16 protein-coding genes and 1 pseudogene are annotated in these 16,505 nt (G+C 64.3%); 12 read left to right on the top strand and 5 right to left on the bottom strand.

Annotated features, from left to right (window positions below):
- Positions 1–4 precede the first annotated feature (4 nt).
- The 6 genes from P9255_RS19190 (at position 5) to P9255_RS19215 (ending at position 5,750) form a co-directional block, all read left to right on the top strand.
- Positions 5–811: a xanthine dehydrogenase family protein subunit M gene (locus P9255_RS19190; RefSeq protein ID WP_309790295.1), complete on the top strand. Its 807-nt coding sequence runs from the start codon at positions 5–7 to the stop codon at positions 809–811.
- The gene (locus P9255_RS19195; RefSeq protein ID WP_309790296.1) at positions 811–1,710 is read left to right on the top strand and encodes a MoxR family ATPase; all 900 of its coding nucleotides are present in this window, start codon (positions 811–813) and stop codon (positions 1,708–1,710) included. Before P9255_RS19190 ends, P9255_RS19195 begins: the two co-directional genes overlap by 1 nt.
- Positions 1,683–2,906 carry a VWA domain-containing protein gene (locus P9255_RS19200; protein WP_309790297.1) on the top strand — a complete coding sequence of 408 codons (1,224 nt, stop codon included), beginning with the start codon at positions 1,683–1,685 and terminating at the stop codon, positions 2,904–2,906. The genes P9255_RS19195 and P9255_RS19200 overlap by 28 nt, the downstream gene beginning before the upstream one ends.
- A complete protein-coding gene (locus P9255_RS19205; protein WP_309763670.1) occupies positions 2,897–3,448 on the top strand; it encodes a carbon monoxide dehydrogenase subunit G in 552 nt (183 codons plus the stop codon). Before P9255_RS19200 ends, P9255_RS19205 begins: the two co-directional genes overlap by 10 nt.
- On the top strand, positions 3,421–4,440 hold the full coding sequence (locus tag P9255_RS19210; RefSeq protein ID WP_309763669.1) for an XdhC family protein: 1,020 nt from the start codon (positions 3,421–3,423) through the stop codon (positions 4,438–4,440). Before P9255_RS19205 ends, P9255_RS19210 begins: the two co-directional genes overlap by 28 nt.
- Positions 4,441–4,544: 104 nt before the next feature.
- Complete coding sequence (locus P9255_RS19215; RefSeq protein WP_309790298.1) at positions 4,545–5,750, top strand: PepSY-associated TM helix domain-containing protein; 1,206 nt, start codon at positions 4,545–4,547, stop codon at positions 5,748–5,750.
- 1 nt (position 5,751) lies between these two features.
- Here the strand turns inward: P9255_RS19215 and P9255_RS19220 are convergent, their stop codons facing one another.
- From P9255_RS19220 to P9255_RS19230, 3 genes are all read right to left on the bottom strand, one after another.
- Positions 5,752–6,474 carry a PepSY-associated TM helix domain-containing protein gene (locus P9255_RS19220; RefSeq protein WP_309763667.1) on the bottom strand — a complete coding sequence of 241 codons (723 nt, stop codon included), beginning with the start codon at positions 6,472–6,474 and terminating at the stop codon, positions 5,752–5,754.
- 167 nt (positions 6,475–6,641) lie between these two features.
- On the bottom strand, positions 6,642–7,673 hold the full coding sequence (locus P9255_RS19225; RefSeq protein ID WP_309763666.1) for a serine/threonine protein kinase: 1,032 nt from the start codon (positions 7,671–7,673) through the stop codon (positions 6,642–6,644).
- Between the two features lie 67 nt (positions 7,674–7,740).
- The gene (locus P9255_RS19230) at positions 7,741–7,953 is read right to left on the bottom strand and encodes a hypothetical protein (protein ID WP_008352308.1); all 213 of its coding nucleotides are present in this window, start codon (positions 7,951–7,953) and stop codon (positions 7,741–7,743) included.
- Between the two features lie 296 nt (positions 7,954–8,249).
- Between P9255_RS19230 and P9255_RS19235 the strand changes: the two are divergent.
- Both P9255_RS19235 and P9255_RS19240 read left to right on the top strand, forming a co-directional pair.
- Positions 8,250–9,506 (top strand): annotated as a pseudogene (locus P9255_RS19235) (MFS transporter); the annotation flags it as partial.
- Between the two features lie 207 nt (positions 9,507–9,713).
- Positions 9,714–9,896: a hypothetical protein gene (locus P9255_RS19240; RefSeq protein WP_035968518.1), complete on the top strand. Its 183-nt coding sequence runs from the start codon at positions 9,714–9,716 to the stop codon at positions 9,894–9,896.
- Between the two features lie 47 nt (positions 9,897–9,943).
- Here P9255_RS19240 and P9255_RS19245 read toward each other — a convergent pair whose 3' ends face one another.
- Positions 9,944–10,648, bottom strand: a complete 705-nt coding sequence (locus P9255_RS19245) for a dienelactone hydrolase family protein (protein WP_309790299.1) — start codon at positions 10,646–10,648, stop codon at positions 9,944–9,946.
- Positions 10,649–11,188: 540 nt separating this feature from the next.
- Here P9255_RS19245 and P9255_RS19250 point away from each other — a divergent pair.
- Positions 11,189–12,334 carry a branched-chain amino acid ABC transporter substrate-binding protein gene (locus P9255_RS19250; RefSeq protein ID WP_309763664.1) on the top strand — a complete coding sequence of 382 codons (1,146 nt, stop codon included), beginning with the start codon at positions 11,189–11,191 and terminating at the stop codon, positions 12,332–12,334.
- 57 nt (positions 12,335–12,391) lie between these two features.
- On the opposite strand, the gene P9255_RS19255 is transcribed toward P9255_RS19250, so the two are convergent.
- Entirely contained in the window at positions 12,392–13,615 is a 1,224-nt protein-coding gene (locus P9255_RS19255; RefSeq protein ID WP_309763663.1) for an MFS transporter, read from the bottom strand.
- 167 nt (positions 13,616–13,782) lie between these two features.
- Here P9255_RS19255 and P9255_RS19260 point away from each other — a divergent pair, with 167 nt between their 5' ends.
- The 3 genes from P9255_RS19260 to P9255_RS19270 all read left to right on the top strand — a co-directional run bounded on the left by P9255_RS19260 (position 13,783) and on the right by P9255_RS19270 (position 16,494).
- The gene (locus P9255_RS19260; RefSeq protein ID WP_309765373.1) at positions 13,783–14,448 is read left to right on the top strand and encodes a pyridoxamine 5'-phosphate oxidase family protein; all 666 of its coding nucleotides are present in this window, start codon (positions 13,783–13,785) and stop codon (positions 14,446–14,448) included.
- 348 nt (positions 14,449–14,796) lie between these two features.
- A complete protein-coding gene (locus tag P9255_RS19265) occupies positions 14,797–15,102 on the top strand; it encodes an H-NS family nucleoid-associated regulatory protein (RefSeq protein ID WP_040052759.1) in 306 nt (101 codons plus the stop codon).
- A gap of 213 nt (positions 15,103–15,315) precedes the next feature.
- Positions 15,316–16,494: a cation diffusion facilitator family transporter gene (locus P9255_RS19270; protein WP_309790300.1), complete on the top strand. Its 1,179-nt coding sequence runs from the start codon at positions 15,316–15,318 to the stop codon at positions 16,492–16,494.
- The last annotated feature ends 11 nt before the right edge of the window (positions 16,495–16,505 follow it).

Consider the following 16,505-nt stretch of genomic DNA (forward strand, 5'->3'; position numbering starts at 1 on the left):
CGCCATGTACACCTTCGACTATCAACGGCCGAACGAAGCGCAAGCCGCCGTCGCCGCGATTTCCGCCGACGGCGACGCCAAGTTTCTCGCGGGCGGCCAGAGCCTGCTGCCGACCATGCGCCTGCGGCTCGCGCAGCCCTCGGCGCTCGTTGACGTGACGCGCATTGCGTCGATGAAAACCGTCACGCTCGATGCGGGCAAGCTGACCATCGGCGGCGCGATGTGCCACGCGCAGGTTGCATCGAACGCGGATGTCCGGCGCGCGCTGCCCGGCCTCGCCGATCTGGCGGGCCGCATCGGCGACAGGCAGGTTCGCGAGCGCGGAACCATCGGCGGATCGCTTGCCAACGACGATCCCGCCGCCTGCTATCCCTCGGCCGTGCTCGGGCTGAACGCCACCATCGTGACGGACCGACGCCGCGTCGCCGCCGACGACTTCTTCATCGGCATGTACGAAACCGCCCTTGAACCGGACGAGCTGATCACCGCCGTCGAGTTTCCGCTCGCCGAACGCGCGGGCTACGAGAAGTTCCGCAATCCCGCGTCCCACTTCGCGCTCGTCGGCGTGTTCGTCGCGAAGCTCGCCGACGGCGTGCGCGTCGGCGTGACGGGCGCGGCGCCATCCGCATTCCGGGCGAGGGAACTGGAGGCGGCGTTGTCGAAGGACTTCTCGGTGGCGTCGGCGCGCGGCGTGACGATTCCCGCCGACGGCCTCAACGACGACATGCACGCGAGCGCGGCGTATCGCGCGCATTTGATCCCGGTGCTGGCGGGCCGCGCGATCGAGCGCGCGATGTCGTTCGGAACGTGATGCCGAGCGAGCCGGATTCGATCGACGATACGCTCGCCCGCCTGCGCGAGCATCAGTACTTCGCGAGCCGCGAGCTTGCGACGGCGCTGTTTCTCGCGCTGAAGATGCAGCGGCCGCTGTTCCTCGAAGGCGAGCCGGGCGTCGGCAAGACCGAGCTCGCCAAGGCGGCGGCGGGCATCTGCGGCACGACACTCTTGCGGCTGCAATGCTACGAAGGGCTCGATACGGCGAGCGCGTTATACGAATGGGACTATCCGCGGCAGATCATGGCGCTGCGGCTTGCGGAGGCTTCTGGGGAAACGCCGTCGAACGATTCGCTGTATCGCGGGGAGTTCTTGCTGAAGCGTCCGCTCTTGCAGGCGCTGTTGCCCGATCCGGATAACGCCGCCGCGCGCCGCGTGCTCCTGATCGATGAAATCGACCGCGCCGACGAGCCGTTCGAAGCGTTTCTGCTGGAACTGCTGTCGGACTTTCAGGTGTCGATTCCCGAGTACGGGACCGTGCGCGCGGCACGGCCGCCGCTCGTCGTGATGACGTCCAACCGCACTCGCGAAGTGCATGACGCGCTGAAACGGCGCTGCCTGTATCAGTGGATCGGCTATCCCGAGCGCAATGCCGAACTGGCGATCGTGGCGGCGCGCGCGCCAGAAGCCAGCCGCGCGTTGCAGGCGCGGGCCGTCGCGTTCGTCCACGAATTGCGGACGATGGATCTGTTCAAGGCGCCGGGCGTCGCGGAAACCATCGACTGGTGCCGGGCGCTTGCCGCGCTTTCGGTTTCGGAACTGGACCCGCAATCGGTGCGGGACACGCTCGGCGTGCTGCTCAAGTACCAGGACGATCTTGCGCGCATGGACGCATCGACGATTGCGCAATGTTTGTCGACGGCCGCGAAGGCGTGACGATGGAACCGCTTGCGCGCAACGTCGTTCATTTCGTGCGGCTGCTGCGGGGCGCGGGGCTCGGCATGTCGCCGGCGCACGCGGTCGACGCGATCGAGGCGTTGCGGTTCATCGACTTGCGCCGTCGCGATGACGTGCGCGCCACGCTCGCCTGCCTTCTGGTCCACGCCAACGACGAGCGCGATATCTTCGATGCCGCGTTCGATCTTTTCTGGCGCGATCCGGACTGGGAAGGCAAGCTGCGCGCGCTATTGCTGCCGAAGGTCGAAAGCGGTGCGCCGCCGCCGAAGCGCAACAACCGTCTCGCCGATGCGCTCGCGGCGCGCGCGGAGCCGAAGACTTCACCCGCGCCGGAATCGAAGCCCGAACAGACGCATGCGCGCATCAGCTTCAGCGCGCAGGAACGCCTGAGCCATCGCGATTTCGACACGCTCACCGCCGACGAGTGGCGCGCGCTGCGGCATCAGATTCGCGCGCATCGCCTGCCGCTCGCAACCGAGCCGACGCGCCGGCTCAAGGCGGCGTCGCGCGGCACGCACGCCGATCTGCGCGCCAGCGCGCGGCAGGCCGTGCGCGCGGGCGGCGACTGGACCGCGTGGAAGTATCGCGCGGTCGTGGAGCGCAGGCCGCCGCTCGTTCTGCTGCTCGACATCTCCGGTTCGATGAGCGCGTATTCCCGCGCCGTGCTGTACTTCTGCCATGCGCTGCTGCAATCGCGCGAGCGTCTGCAAGTGTTCCTGTTCGGCACGCGCCTGACCAACGCGACGCGTGCGCTGCGCGAGCGCGATCCCGATGTCGCGATCACGACGCTCGGCGAGCAGGTCGCGGACTGGTCGGGCGGCACGCGCATCGGCGCGGCGCTGGCGGAGTTCAACCGGCGATGGGCGCGTCGCGTGCTCGCCGGCCGGGCGACGGTCCTGCTCGTCACCGATGGACTGGACCACGAAGCGATCGACGTGCTCGATGCCGAGATGGCGCGGCTCGCGCGCTTTGCGCATCGGCTGGTATGGCTTAATCCGCTTCTGCGATACGACGGCTTCACGCCCCGCGCGCGAGGCGTGCGCGCAATCCTGCCGCACGTCGATGCGATGCTCGCGGCTCATAACCTCGACAGCCTCGCCGCTGTCGGACGGGAACTCACCGCGCTATCCGCGCGCGGCGCCCGCACGCATGGAGAACACACGCGATGGAACTGACCGAAACTCACACGTTGCCGGTGCCGCAGACGCGCGCGTGGGAAGCGCTCAACGACACGGCGATCCTCAAGGCCTGCATCCCCGGCTGCGACAGTATCGAGGCGGACGGTGAAAATGCCTATGCCGTCGGGATGACTGCCGCCGTCGGTCCGGTCAAGGCACGCTTCAAGGGACGCATGGAACTGACCGAGATCGACGCGCCGCACACGTACACCATCGTTTTCGAGGGGCAGGGCGGTGCAGCCGGTTTCAGCAAGGGCAACGCGAAAGTGAACCTCGAGCCGGGCGACGAAGCCGACACCACGAAGCTCACCTACAGCGCGAACGCGCAAGTTGGCGGCAAGCTCGCGCAGATCGGCTCGCGCCTCGTGGATGGCGCAGCGCGTAAGATTGCAGCTGAATTTTTCAAGCGATTCGGCGCGCAGCTTCAGAACGGGCAAGGGTCGAACGCGCAGCAGGATGCTTCCGCCGAGGAATCAGGCGGTGAAGAGAAGGAAGAGAAAGGAAAGAAATCATGGACAGCGTGGATCTCGAAGTCCTGAAACACAGCGCGCAATGGCTCGAAGAGGGCAAGCGCGTGCTGCTCGTCACGGTGGTCAAGACGTGGGGTTCGTCGCCGCGGCCGGAGGGCGCGATGCTCGCGGTGCGCGGCGACGGACATGTCGTCGGCTCGGTGTCGGGCGGCTGTATCGAGGACGATCTGATCGAACGCGTGCGGCAAGGCGGCATCGAGCAGACGAAGCCGGAAGCGGTGAAGTACGGCATTAGCGCGGAAGAAGCGCATCGCTTCGGGCTGCCGTGCGGCGGCACCATTCAGCTCGTGCTGGAGCCGCTCACGCGCGAAAGCGGCATTGCGGAACTGTGCGCGGCGGTGGAAAGCGGACGGCTCGTCGCGCGCACGCTCGACATGGCGACGGGCGCCGCGCGGCTCGAGCCCGCGCAGGCCACGGATGGCGTCGCGTTCGACGGCGCGACCCTGCTGACCATTCACGGCCCGCGCTACCGCATGCTGGTGATCGGGGCGGGGCAGTTGTCGCGGTATCTGTGCAGCATCGCAGTCGGGCTGGACTATCACGTGACCGTATGCGATCCGCGCGTCGAGTACACGGACGAGTGGGACGTACCCGGCACCACCATCGTTCGTACCATGCCCGACGACACCGTGATGGACATGAAGCTCGACGAGCGGTGCGCCGTCATCGCGCTGACGCACGATCCCAAGCTGGACGATCTTGCGCTGATGGAGGCGCTGAAAACGCCCGCGTTCTACGTGGGCGCGCTCGGGTCGCGGCGCAATAACGCGGCGCGGCGGGAGCGGCTGAAGGAATTCGATCTCAACGACGCCGAACTCGCGCGGCTCCACGGACCGGTCGGAATTTACATCGGCAGCAGAACGCCGCCGGAGATCGCCGTCTCGATCCTCGCCGAAGTCACCGCCGCGAAGAACGGCGTTTCGCTGCCCGAGTTGTTGCGCGTCGAGGGCGCGAAGGCGGCACGCGAAATAGCCGGCACCGGCGAGGCTTGCGGCGTTTGATTACAAAAGCCTGACGTCTGCCGCTTATAATAATCGTTCTCATTTGCGCACCCGGCGAATCGTCGTCGGGCCGGCGCAGCCGCTTGTTCTTTCCATCGTTTTCCATGCCCGGCAAATTCGTGACCGGCGACGGTCCACGCGCAGCCGCGTTGCACGCCGACGCCACCCGCGAGCGTCGCGCCATGAGCCAGCGCGCATTGCGCATCTGGTCGATCGTGCATCGCTGGACGAGTCTGGTCTGCACAGCCTTCATGCTCTTGCTGTGTCTGACGGGCCTGCCGCTCGTGTTCGGCCACGAACTCGATCTCCTGACGGGCGACGCGATCGAAGCGCCGGCGCTCCCTGCATCGCAGGCGAATGCGCGCGCGAGCTACGACGCGGTGCTCGGCGCCGCGCTGAAGGAACATCGCGGGCATGTGCCGCAATACATGATCTGGGAGCCGGACGAGCCGCTGCTGCCGATCGTCGTCACGGCGCCGCGCGCCGACACGCCACCCGACGACACGCTCAGCACAACCGTCGATGCCCGCACCGCGCAGCCGCTCGGCATGCCGCCGGGCAAAGGATCGCTGAAATTCGTGTTGCTGAAGCTGCACGTCGACATGTTCGCCGGACTCTTCGGCAAGCTCTTCCTCGGCGCGATGGGCGTGGTCTTTCTCGCGGCGATCGTATCGGGCGTCGTCGTGTACTTGCCGTTCTGGCGCAAAGTGGGACTGGGGCGCGTGCGACTCAAGAAGAAGCGGCGCATCGTGTGGCTGGACTGGCATAACGCCATCGGCATGCTGACGCTCGCGTGGGCGCTGCTCGTGGGCGCGACGGGTTCCATCAACACGCTCGCCGATCTCATGCTCGAAGCGTGGCGCAACGATCAGCTGGCACGGATGATCGCCCCGTATCAGGGACAGCCGCCGTCGGTGGCGCGCGCTTCTATCGACGATGCCGTGAAGACCGCGCAACGGCTCGCGCCGGACATGATTCCGTCGTTCGTCGCGTTTCCGGGTACGCGCTTCAGCAGTCCGCATCACTATGCAGTGTGGATGCGCGGCGACGGCATTCTGACCACGCGCATTCTCCGGCCCGTGCTCGTCGATGCGTCCACCGGCGCGCTCACCGATTCACGCGAATTGCCGTGGTATCTGAAAGTGCTGCTCGGCTCGCAGCCGCTGCATTTCGGCGATTTCGGCGGCATGCCGCTCAAGATTTTCTGGGCCGCGTTCGACGTGCTGACCGTGGTCGTACTCGGAAGCGGCCTCTATCTCTGGCTGACGCGGCATAACCCGCGAAAGCGCTGGGCGTCGGCGGCGCGCTGACTTACATCAAGCCACAGACGACCATCGCGATCAGCGAGACAGTGACGATCGCCGCGCCGGCCGTCTTGCGCTTGTTCAACTCGGTCCATAGCAGCACGCCGGTCAGCGAAAGCAGAATCAGGCTGCCGGCGAGCGTATCGATGAGGAGCACCCAGCCGACGCTCAGGCCGACGCCCTTGTGCAGGTTCGTCATCATCGCGAGGAAGGTGTTTTCCGTCCGCTTCACCGAGACGAAGTTGTTGCCGACCCAGTATTCCGCCATGACACTGCTGCCCGGCGTCGAGACCATCGCCGACCATTGCTCGGGCTGCATCGTGCTCTTGTCGCCCCAGCCGACAGGATGCGCCGGCTCGCGGCGCGTGCGGCCCAGGTTGCCGTCGAGTTTCAGTTCCTGCTTGAGCCACACGCCCATGTCGCGCGGCGACTTGAACCCGCCTGCCGGCAACGCTAGCTGCATCTGCGATACCTGCGGCTCGCCGGTCGAGATACGCATCGGCGGCGCGCGGTGATTCAGCAGAAAGCCGGTGACGCCGAATAGCAGGCCGAGTATCGCGCCCCACAGACCGACCCAGCCGTGCACCTTGCGCAGCCACTTGAGAAACGTCGAGCGGCGCGAGCGATTCTTGCGCACGAGTTGCTCGGCGTCGTCGATCAGGCGTCCATGCGGGCGATATTGGGCCGAGCCGTTCGTCGGCTGGGGATTGAGTGTGTCAGGCGCGTTCACGCGTCTCTCCGGATCGGGCGGTTCGTAGGCAAAGCCACGCCCTGATCGCGGGTTACACGCTGCGATCGAGCATAGGCGGGCAAATGAGAATTGTTATCATTACACGCATGAATGCGCAGCACAATCTTTTGCGATTGCCTGACGATCGGCGTTATTTACGAAACATTTCAAACGGGCCACAACGGGCCTTCCTGCATCGCGCCGACCTGCTCGCGCAGTTCGAGGATGCGGTCTTCCCAGTAACGCTGCGTGTTGAACCACGGAAACGCGGCGGGAAAAGCCGGATCGTCCCAGCGGCGCGCGAGCCAGGCGGAGTAGTGAATCAGGCGCAGCGTGCGCAGCGCTTCGATCAGATGCAGCTCACGCTGATCGAATTCCCGGAAGTCTTCATAGCCCGCGAGCAGGTCGGCGAGCGCGCGCGACGCTTCCGCGCGTCCGGCGGGCAGCAGCAGCCATAAATCCTGAATCGCGGGGCCCATGCGGCTGTCGTCGAAATCGACGAAGTGGGGACCCGCATCGGTCCACAGCACGTTGCTCGGGTGACAATCGCCGTGCATGCGCAACTGGCCGATATCTCCCGCGCGCTCGAAGCACTGCGCGACGCCTTCCAGCGCCAGCGATACGACGCGCTCGTAAGCCTCGCGAACATCGTCGGGGACGAAGCGATGCGCCAGCAGAAACTCGCGCGGCTCATAGCCGAAGGTCTGGATATCGAGCGTCGGCCGTTCCCGATACGGCGCCATCCCGCCCACCGCATGAATGCGCCCGATGAAGCGCCCGAGCCATTCGAGCGTGTCGCGGCGGTCGAGGTCGGGCGCGCGCCCGCCGCGCCGCTCGAAGACGGAGAAGCGAAAGCCGTCGAACTCGTGCAGCGTCGTGCCTTCGAAGACGCGAGCGGGCACCGCCGGGATCTCATGTGCGACGAGGCTCGCAACGAACGCATGCTCTTCGAGAATCGCTTCGTTGGACCAGCGTTGCGGGCGGTAGAACTTTGCGATCACGGGCGGCCCGTCCTCGACGCCGACCTGATACACGCGGTTCTCGTAGCTGTTGAGGGGCAACAGGCGGCCGTCGGTGCGCGCGCCTGCGGGCATCAGCAGACCATCGACGGCATCGAGCACGCGCTCGGGCGTGAGGCCGGCGAAGGGCGGAGCGTCGGCGGCGGACGCATCGGCAGAATCGGAATGAAATGAGTTCATTCCGACATTGTGCCGTGCCTTCCGGTCACCGGCACGGCGACGCTTTGTCAGCCGCCGCGCAGCGTCTTCAATGGACGACCGTGTTGGACGGGCGCACGACATCGCCCGTATCGATCAGGTCTTCGAGAAAGAAGGGCTCGGTATTGAGCAGCTTGGTGACGCCGGGTTCGCCTGCGTACCAAGCGACCATTGCCATGTCGCCGAGAATGCGCATGACGATGCCGCGCGCGCCCTGAGGCACGGCAATATGCACGGAGCGGACAATCGAACCGATTTGCATGATGAATCCCCGTTTACGTGCCGGCGATCGACAAACGATGCGCCGGCGAAGTGTTGCACCCGCCAGGCTTTCCACGGCTCGTGCACCGACAATCGCCGCGTCTTTGTTGCGTGAAGCGCGACATGCGCGGCTTTCATGAACGATTGTGCGCTTACTTTAGCGCATGGCGGCGCGCGAATGCGATGCTCTTCGCCGTGAATTGTTGCCTCACGCAGGTATCGCAAGCGTCAGTCCCGTACTGCGGCACGTCGAATGCGCCGCTGCATCAGGCAAAACCCTAGGGAACGGCGTATGGTTACGCGTTTGATGTTTTAAGCGGAGACTTACCCGTGAATGCTTCAGCCGACGACGCAACGGCCTATCTCGAACGCGGCTCGCGCGCATACTGGCGCGCGTCGCTCGCGCTGCTTTTCGCCGGCTATGCGACGTTCTCGCTGCTTTATTGCGTGCAGCCGCTGCTGCCCGAATTCACGCGATCGTTTGGCGTGAGTCCGGCCGTGAGCGCACTGGCCGTGTCGGTAAGCACGGCGGCGCTGGCCGTCGCAATCTTCATTGCCGGCTTCGTGTCCGAGAGCTGGAGCCGGCATCGGCTGATGACGCTATCGTTGCTCGCGTCGTCCGTGCTCACGGTGATCGCGGCCTTGCTGCCTGACTGGCACGCGCTGCTGATCGTGCGTGCGCTCGAAGGCTTCGCGCTCGGTGGCGTGCCGGCTGTAGCCATGGCGTATCTCGCGGAGGAAGTGCATCCGGAAGGACTCGGCCTCGCGATGGGCCTCTACGTCGGCGGGACGGCGATAGGCGGCATGGCCGGACGTGTCATCAGCGGCGTGCTCGCGGATTTCTTCGGCTGGCGGGTGGCGATCGGCGGTATCGGCCTGCTGGGGCTGCTCGCAACGTTCGCGTTCCGCTCGCTCCTGCCGCCGTCGCGACGGTTCAAACCGCGGCGCGGCGTCGGGTTTCATCATCATCGGCGCTCGCTTGCGGGGCATCTGCGACATCGCGGGTTGCCGTTTCTGTTCCTCACCGGCTTCGTGCTGATGGGGAGCTTCGTCACCCTGTACAACTACGTCGGATATCGGCTGCTCGGCGCGCCGTTCAGCCTCAGTCAGACCGAGATCGGCGCCATTTTCACCGTTTATCTGACGGGCGTGGTCGCCTCGCCGTGGTCGGGCAAGATGGCGGATGTTTTCGGACGCGGCCGCGTGCTGATGGCGAGTCTCGTGCTGATGATGATCGGCATTGCGCTGACGCTGTCGATGTCTCTGCCGGTGATCATCGGCGGCATTGCGTGTCTGACGTTCGGCTTCTTCGCCGGACACTCGGTGGCGAGCGGCTGGGTCGGACGTCTCGCGGCGCAGGCGAAAGGACAGGCCGCCGCGCTCTATCTCCTCGCGTACTACCTGGGGTCGAGCCTCGTCGGATCGTATGGCGGGCATTTCTGGACCGCGTTCGGATGGCCGGGCGTGGCGGGCCTGATCGGCGGACTGCTGCTTATCGGGCTCGCGGCCGCCGCTTATCTGCATGGCCGCGAGCGCGTCGTGCAAGCCGAATGAAATCTGAGGAAACTAAGGGTTTTACCGCGTCCGCTTAATAGCGCGGCTGCGCGGGCCTTGCGGCGCAAGGCTCCGCACGCTGGGGTCGCCTTCCGGCCAGCTGTCGCCCGTCAACGCCCCGTCTCTTGCGGCCTATACTCGAATCGTCGATGGCGTTCTCGCGAGGAGCGCATCGAGAACGAAAAGCAGGACGATGGGAGACGCACCATGACGTATTTCACGATCGGCGACTTCATTCTGGTCATCCCGATGGCGCTTGCAGGCGCGCTGTTTCTCGGGGCCATTCCATGCGCTTCGCACTTCAAGAACAACGTGCTCAGGGCGTTCGGCGCGCTCGTCGGCGTGCTTGTCGCGTTCCTGCTCGTGGAGGGCTTACCCGCGCTGATATGACGATGACGCCGCAACGGCGACGTCATCGGGCGCGAGGTCCGCGCGTCTTACAGATGTTCGCCGAGGAACGCCAGCGTGCGTCCGTGCGCGAACGCGGACGCCTTCGCGTGATACGACGCGCGCTCGCCGCAATTGAAGCCGTGATCGGCGCCGGGGTACACATGGACTTCGGCATCCGCGCGGCCCGCGAAGCGCTGACGCACGGCGTCGACGGCATCGGCGGGAATGTGGGCGTCGAGTTCGCCGTAGTGGAACTGGATCGGCGCCTTCAGCTGATCGGCCTTGTCGAGCTGGTTCTGGATGCCGCCGCCGTAGTAGGCCACGGCCACATCCACCGAGCCTTCCGCCGCAGCGAGATACGCGAGCCGTCCGCCGAAGCAGTAGCCGATCGCCGCGACCTTGCCGTTGACTTCCGGCAGCGCGCGCAGCGCCTTCGCGGCCGCGCCGACATCGGCGACGGCTGAATTGAGATGGGTCTTCTGCAGCAGTTCCATCGCCTTGTCGCGATCCGCGCCTTCATATCCCAGTTCGACGCGCGGCTGCGTGCGCCAGAAAACATCGGGGGCGAGTGCGATATAGCCATCGGCCGCATATTGATCCGCGACGCTGCGAATGTGCGAATTCACGCCGAAGATTTCCTGCAGGATGATGACCGCGGGCCCGGTCCCGGTCTTCGGCAACGCAAGATAGCCCTGGAAGCTGCCGCCGTCGGCGGGAATGTCGATCCATCGGGAAGTCACGGAAACGGTCACGTCTAAGCTCCTTGTTTGTTCGGTGAGAAACGCAGGCGAGTGAGTGTGCCAGCTTTCCCTTTCAGTCGCCTGAGCGCGCGCTGGCACGCGCTTTGACGCGCCGGCGCATTTTTAGAGGCGCGTGCCTGAACGGATCGTGAAAACGGCCTTTTAAAACTGGCTAATGAAGATGAGCGGCGGATTATCGGCGCGCGCGCGGCGAACTTGAAGCGCGCAACAAGCCCGCCTCGCGCGATGCCCCGGAAACCCCCATGAACATTGCTTGCCAGCGGAATTGCCAGCACAAGTTCGCAGGCTTCTCAACCGGGCGTTAATCGGTAGTCACACCACTATCTTAAAAAACTTCCCTAAATTAATTTGACAACCCTACACTTGCGCGCAGTGCGGATGGCGGCCGCCACGAACGGCCGGCCGGAAGGACTTGCCAAGTGCATGACGATGCATCCGGCGTGGTCGTCCACGGGACTGAGCGATCGTGATGAAAGACGGGGCACAGGGCGATTACGTTGTCGTTGTTTTGGACCGAAACTGGAGACTTACATGAACACCAAGCTTCACAAAGTGTTGCCGATCAGCGCCGCAGCCGTGCTGTTCGCTACGTTGGCAACGTCCGCAGCAGCCGACCAGGTCGTCAAGATCGGTCACGTCGCACCGCTGACCGGCGGTATCGCTCACCTGGGCAAAGACAACGAAAACGGCGCGCGGCTGGCAGTCGAAGAGATCAACGCAAAGGGTCTCACCATCGGCGGTCAAAAGATCACGCTGCAACTGGACCCGCAAGACGATGCAGCCGACCCGCGTACCGCTACGCAAGTCGCGCAGAAGCTCGTCGATGACAAGGTCGTCGCAGTCGTCGGCCACCTGAACTCCGGTACGTCCATCCCGGCATCGAAGATTTACAGCGACGCGGGCATCGTTCAGATTTCCCCGTCGGCAACGAACCCGGCCTACACGCAGCAAGGCTTCAAGACGACGTATCGCGTCGTCGCGACCGATGCGCAGCAAGGCCCGGCGCTCGCCAACTACGCGGCTAAGAGCCTGAAGGTGAAGACGGTCGCCGTGGTCGACGATTCGACCGCATACGGCCAGGGTCTCGCGAACGAATTCGAGAAGACCGCCAAGTCGCTGGGCCTGAAGGTCGTGTCGCACGACGCGACGAACGACAAGGCCGTCGACTTCCGCGCAATTCTCACGAAGATCAAGGGCGAAAACCCCGACGCCGTGATGTACGGCGGCATGGACGCGACCGGCGGCCCGTTCGCCAAGCAGGCGAAGCAGCTCGGCCTGCGCGCGAAGGTGCTGGCGGGTGACGGCGTCTGCACGGAAAAGCTGGCTGACCTGGCCGGCGACGCAACCGACAACGTCGTGTGCTCGGAAGCAGGCATGGCGCTCGAGAAGATGGAAGGCGGTCAGGCTTTCGCGGCCAAGTTCCAGAAGCGTTACGGCCAGCCGATCCAGATTTACGCGCCGTTCACGTATGACGCCGTGTACATCATCGTCGATGCGATGAAGCGCGCGAACTCGGCCGATCCGGCGAAGATTCTCGCCGCGATGCCGAATACGGACTACAAGGGCGTGATCGGCCAGACCACCTTCGACTCGAAGGGCGACCTGAAGCACGGCGTGATCTCGCTGTACGACTACAAGAAGGGCAAGAAGACGCTGCTCGACGTGGTCAAGATGTAATCGCTGCGGGACATTCGTCCTGAAGAACGCGCGGACTTCGAAGGTCCGCGCGTTTTTTTATATCTTCAGCCGCCTGAGGATACGCGGACCGATGAGCGCAACGCCCGCGCAACACGCGGCGACGATGCACAAGCCGACCGGCAGCGAACTGACCTGCGCGACGCCGCCGATCAGCACCGGTCCCAGCAGCAAGCCGAAATACGCGAGGCCCGCAACCTGCGCGAGCCCTTCGGCCGCCGTCACGCCCTTGACGCGCGCAGCCGCTGCGAACAGCACGGGCATCATGTTCGCGAGACCGAGGCCCATCAACGTGAAGCCGGTCATCGTGACGATGGCGTTCGGAAAGACGAGCGCCATCACCATGCCGACGAACGCCAGCCCCGCGCTGCTGAACACGAGCTGCGGCGCGCCGAAACGCGCGCGCACCGCATCGCCGCCGAAGCGCCCGGCCGCCATGCCGCCGGAGAACGCGGCGTAAGCGGCGCTGGACAATGAATGCGTGGCGAGCACGACATCGCGCATATAGACGGTGGCCCAGTCGTACATCGCGCCTTCCGCGATCAACGCGACGAGCGCCAGGCCGCCGAGCGCCCACAGCGCGCCCGAACGCCAGCGGTTCGACGACGACGCCTTCGCGTGCGCTTCGTGATGCGGCACGTGCGGCAGCACCGACGGCACCGACGCGAGCAATACGATGACGCTGGCCCCCGACGCGAGCGCGAGATGCGCCGCGGGCGCGAGGCCGTGCGCGATCAGCGCCCCGCCGATTGCCGCGCCCGCCATCCCGCCGATGCTGAACATGCCGTGCAGCGACGACATGATCGGCCGCGCAAGCGCTTCTTCGACCGCGCTTGCTTCGGCGTTCATCGCGACGTCGAGGGTCGCCATGCCGCAGCCGAATATCGCGAGCACGAGCAGCAGCAGCCAGAAGCTCGGCACGACGAGGATCAGCGCGCCGCATACGCTCATCGTGATGCCGCCCGCCATGCAGGCCGTGCGCGATCCCGCGCGGGCGATCCACGACGCGGTGGTGAGCATCGCGAAGATCGACCCCCCCGCGACGGCGAAGAGCGCGAGCGACAGCATGCCGGGGCTGAGCGCGAATTTGTCCCGCACGGTCGGGACATGCACGCCCCACGAGGCGTACATCATGCCGGCGATGAAGAAGACGGCCATGGTCGCGTAACGGGCGCGCTGGCGCGTCGCGTGAGGCAGGCTGCGATGCAGTGCGAGCGACGGATTGGACTCGCGGGCAGAGGAGGCGGTAGTCGAGTCGGACACGAAAAGGCCGTTGGAGAAAGTGGGCGAATGCCGCGGTTGCGAGGGGCGCCTGTGAACCGGAGATGATGCCGTCCGGCGCGCAAGCTTACGATTCTATCGAACGGCCAGGAGACACGCTCGCTGACGGTGCATTACCATTTTCCGATGCTCATTCCGGAAGAACCCGCATGCATATTCCGCCACAAGCGCCGCTGCATCTGATCCATCGCGTATCGGAAGGCACGCTCGCCACGCATTCGCGCGATCCTCACGGGTTTCCATATCCGACCGCGTTGCCGTTCGCGCCGACCGCGCGTCATGCGCCGATGCTGCTCATCAGCCGTCTCGCCGAACACACCCGCAATCTTCAGGCCGATGCGCGCGCCGGTTTTCTGGTCGCTCACGCAACGGACGGCCAGGTGCTCGAGGGACAGCGGCTGACCTTGCTCGGCACGTTCGCGCCGGCGGACGAACACGAACGCGACGAACTGGCGCAGCGTTATTTGCGTTATCACCCGGACGCCGAGCGCTATCTCCAGCTAGGCGATTTTGCGTTCTGGGTAATGAAGCCCGAACGAATGCGCTTTATCGGCGGTTTCGGCGCGATGGGCTGGCTCGGAGGCGACGAAATCGATCCGCTGGAACCCATCTGCGCCGCCGATGAGTCGTCGCTATGCGCCTTTTTCGATACTTATGCGCGCCGGCCCACTAATGTCGATTTATTAGGGATTGATCGTTACGGTTGCGATTTCCTCGGTGACGGAACTCGCAATCGTTTTACATTCGATAAACCCAAGCTCACGATGGACGATTTGAAAGCCGCAGTTATCGATTGCTTCGAGCGTCAGACGTGAACACCGGCTCAGAATATGCGACCGGAGCGATATCCGGTCCGCAGGAATGAAGCTGGCTTGGAAAGTTGCCATGTGATGGGAATTTCCTGACTGGCGACTATGGGTGCTTTCATTCCATGACAGCGGAAGAGTTCGCGGAAGTCGTCAGATTCCAACAAACAGCGACAGCGTGAATGCCCCGCAATGCCGGCAAATGTTACGAGGCAATACATCTAAACCCGTTAATGTCAATGCGACCCGCCGCGATAATCGGTTTTGTGTTAATCTCCGGACCAGTCCGAGGCTATACTGATAACTGATTGAGCGGGCGCCTGACTCGCAATACAGCACACCACTTAAGGAATTGCCATGCCTTCATACAAGGAACTCCTCGCACAACGCGAGTCTCTCGAGCGTCAGATCGAAGAAGCGAAGTCGCGCGAATACGCCGAAGTACTTAATGAGATCAAACAGAAGATGGCGGATTATGGCATCACGCTTCAGGAATTGGCGGGCGGGCGAGGCGGCAAATCCGCCAAGGCATCGTCGCGTGGCCGTTCGGGCGTCGCGCCTAAATATCGCGACCCGGAAAGCGGCAGCACCTGGTCGGGCCGTGGCAAGCCGCCGAAGTGGATCGCAGGCCAGGATCGTGACAGTTTCCTGATCGGCAAATAAGCCGGCCCGGATATGAAGATGCAGAAAAGCCGCGCCTTTGTGCGCGGCTTTTCTTTTGGCGACCGCTGAAGCCGCAGGTCCCCAGGCTGGCCGGTACCGTCGACCGCCTCGCGATATAACCTGCTGATTCTCAACGAGGTTGGCATCGGACGGGGCGCGATCGCATCGCGCCGCGCTGATAAAATCATACCTCGACGACACGAGGCGAATTACATGTCACTTTCAGTGGCGGATGCGGCGGAAAAGCAGGCGGTGGCTGTCCGGACGACGTGGACGAGTATCGTGCTTAATAGCGGCCTGACTGCAGGCCAGCTAGTCGTGGGTGTAATTGCGCACTCGCAGGCGTTGATAGCGGACGGCGTGCACTCTCTGGCCGATATCGTGTCGGATTTTGTCGTACTGATCGCTAACCGAAAGGCCGCTGCGGTTCCGGATATCGATCACAACTACGGTCACAGCCGGTATGAAACCGTCGCTTCGCTTTTCCTCGGCGGATTGCTGATCGTTGTCGGCGCGGGAATGTTGTGGCGCGCCGGGACGCGCATCATGCATCTTCACGATATTCCGCCAGTACATGCCAGCGCACTGGCCGTCGCCATTATCGTGCTGCTTTCGAAGGAAGCGCTGTTTCGATATATGTTGCGGGCTGCGGAACGCGTGCGTTCTGCAATGCTGGTCGCGAATGCATGGCACGCGCGTTCGGATGCGGCCTCTTCGCTGGTGGTTGCGCTGGGGATCATCGGCAGTCTCGCCGGTTTTCGTATTCTCGATCCAATTGCGGCGGCGCTCGTCGGTTTCATGATCGGCAAAATGGGCTGGAGCTTTGCCTGGGATGCGTTGCAGGACCTGTCGGACCGCGCGCTCGATGAAGCGACAACCGCCGATTTACGCGGCATTTTGCTCGACACGCCCGGCGTGCGCGATGTGCATGATTTGCGCACGCGCAAAATGGGCGACCTGGCGATCGTCGATGCGCATATCCTCGTCGATCCGCTCATTACGGTTTCCGAAGGGCATTTCATCGCGGAATCGGCGCGGGCGCATATTCTCACCGACGCGCGCGTGATCGACGCGCTCATTCACGTCGATCCGGAAAGCGATGCCGCGAATCCGCTGCCCGGCAATTACCCGCTGCGCTCGACCGTCGCGGAGGCCGTGCGCGCGGCTTTGGCCGAAGAGGGTTTATCCGTCGATGCGCTCAATCTTCATTATCTGAAGCGCGGCTTCGACGTGGAGATTCTGGTGCTGCAGGCGAAATCGGGCGATACGGAATTCCGCCTCGCCAGAGTCGATCTTGAAGCGCTCAGGCAGACGCTCGGCGCGCGGGAGATTCGCGTAGCTCAGTCAATCAGGCGCGCCGCGCATCAACCACCGCAACACGCCGCCGATTGACACGCGCTGCG

Origin of the sequence: Caballeronia sp. LZ019 (genome assembly GCF_031450825.1) — a bacterium.
In the GTDB taxonomy this organism is placed as follows: domain Bacteria; phylum Pseudomonadota; class Gammaproteobacteria; order Burkholderiales; family Burkholderiaceae; genus Caballeronia.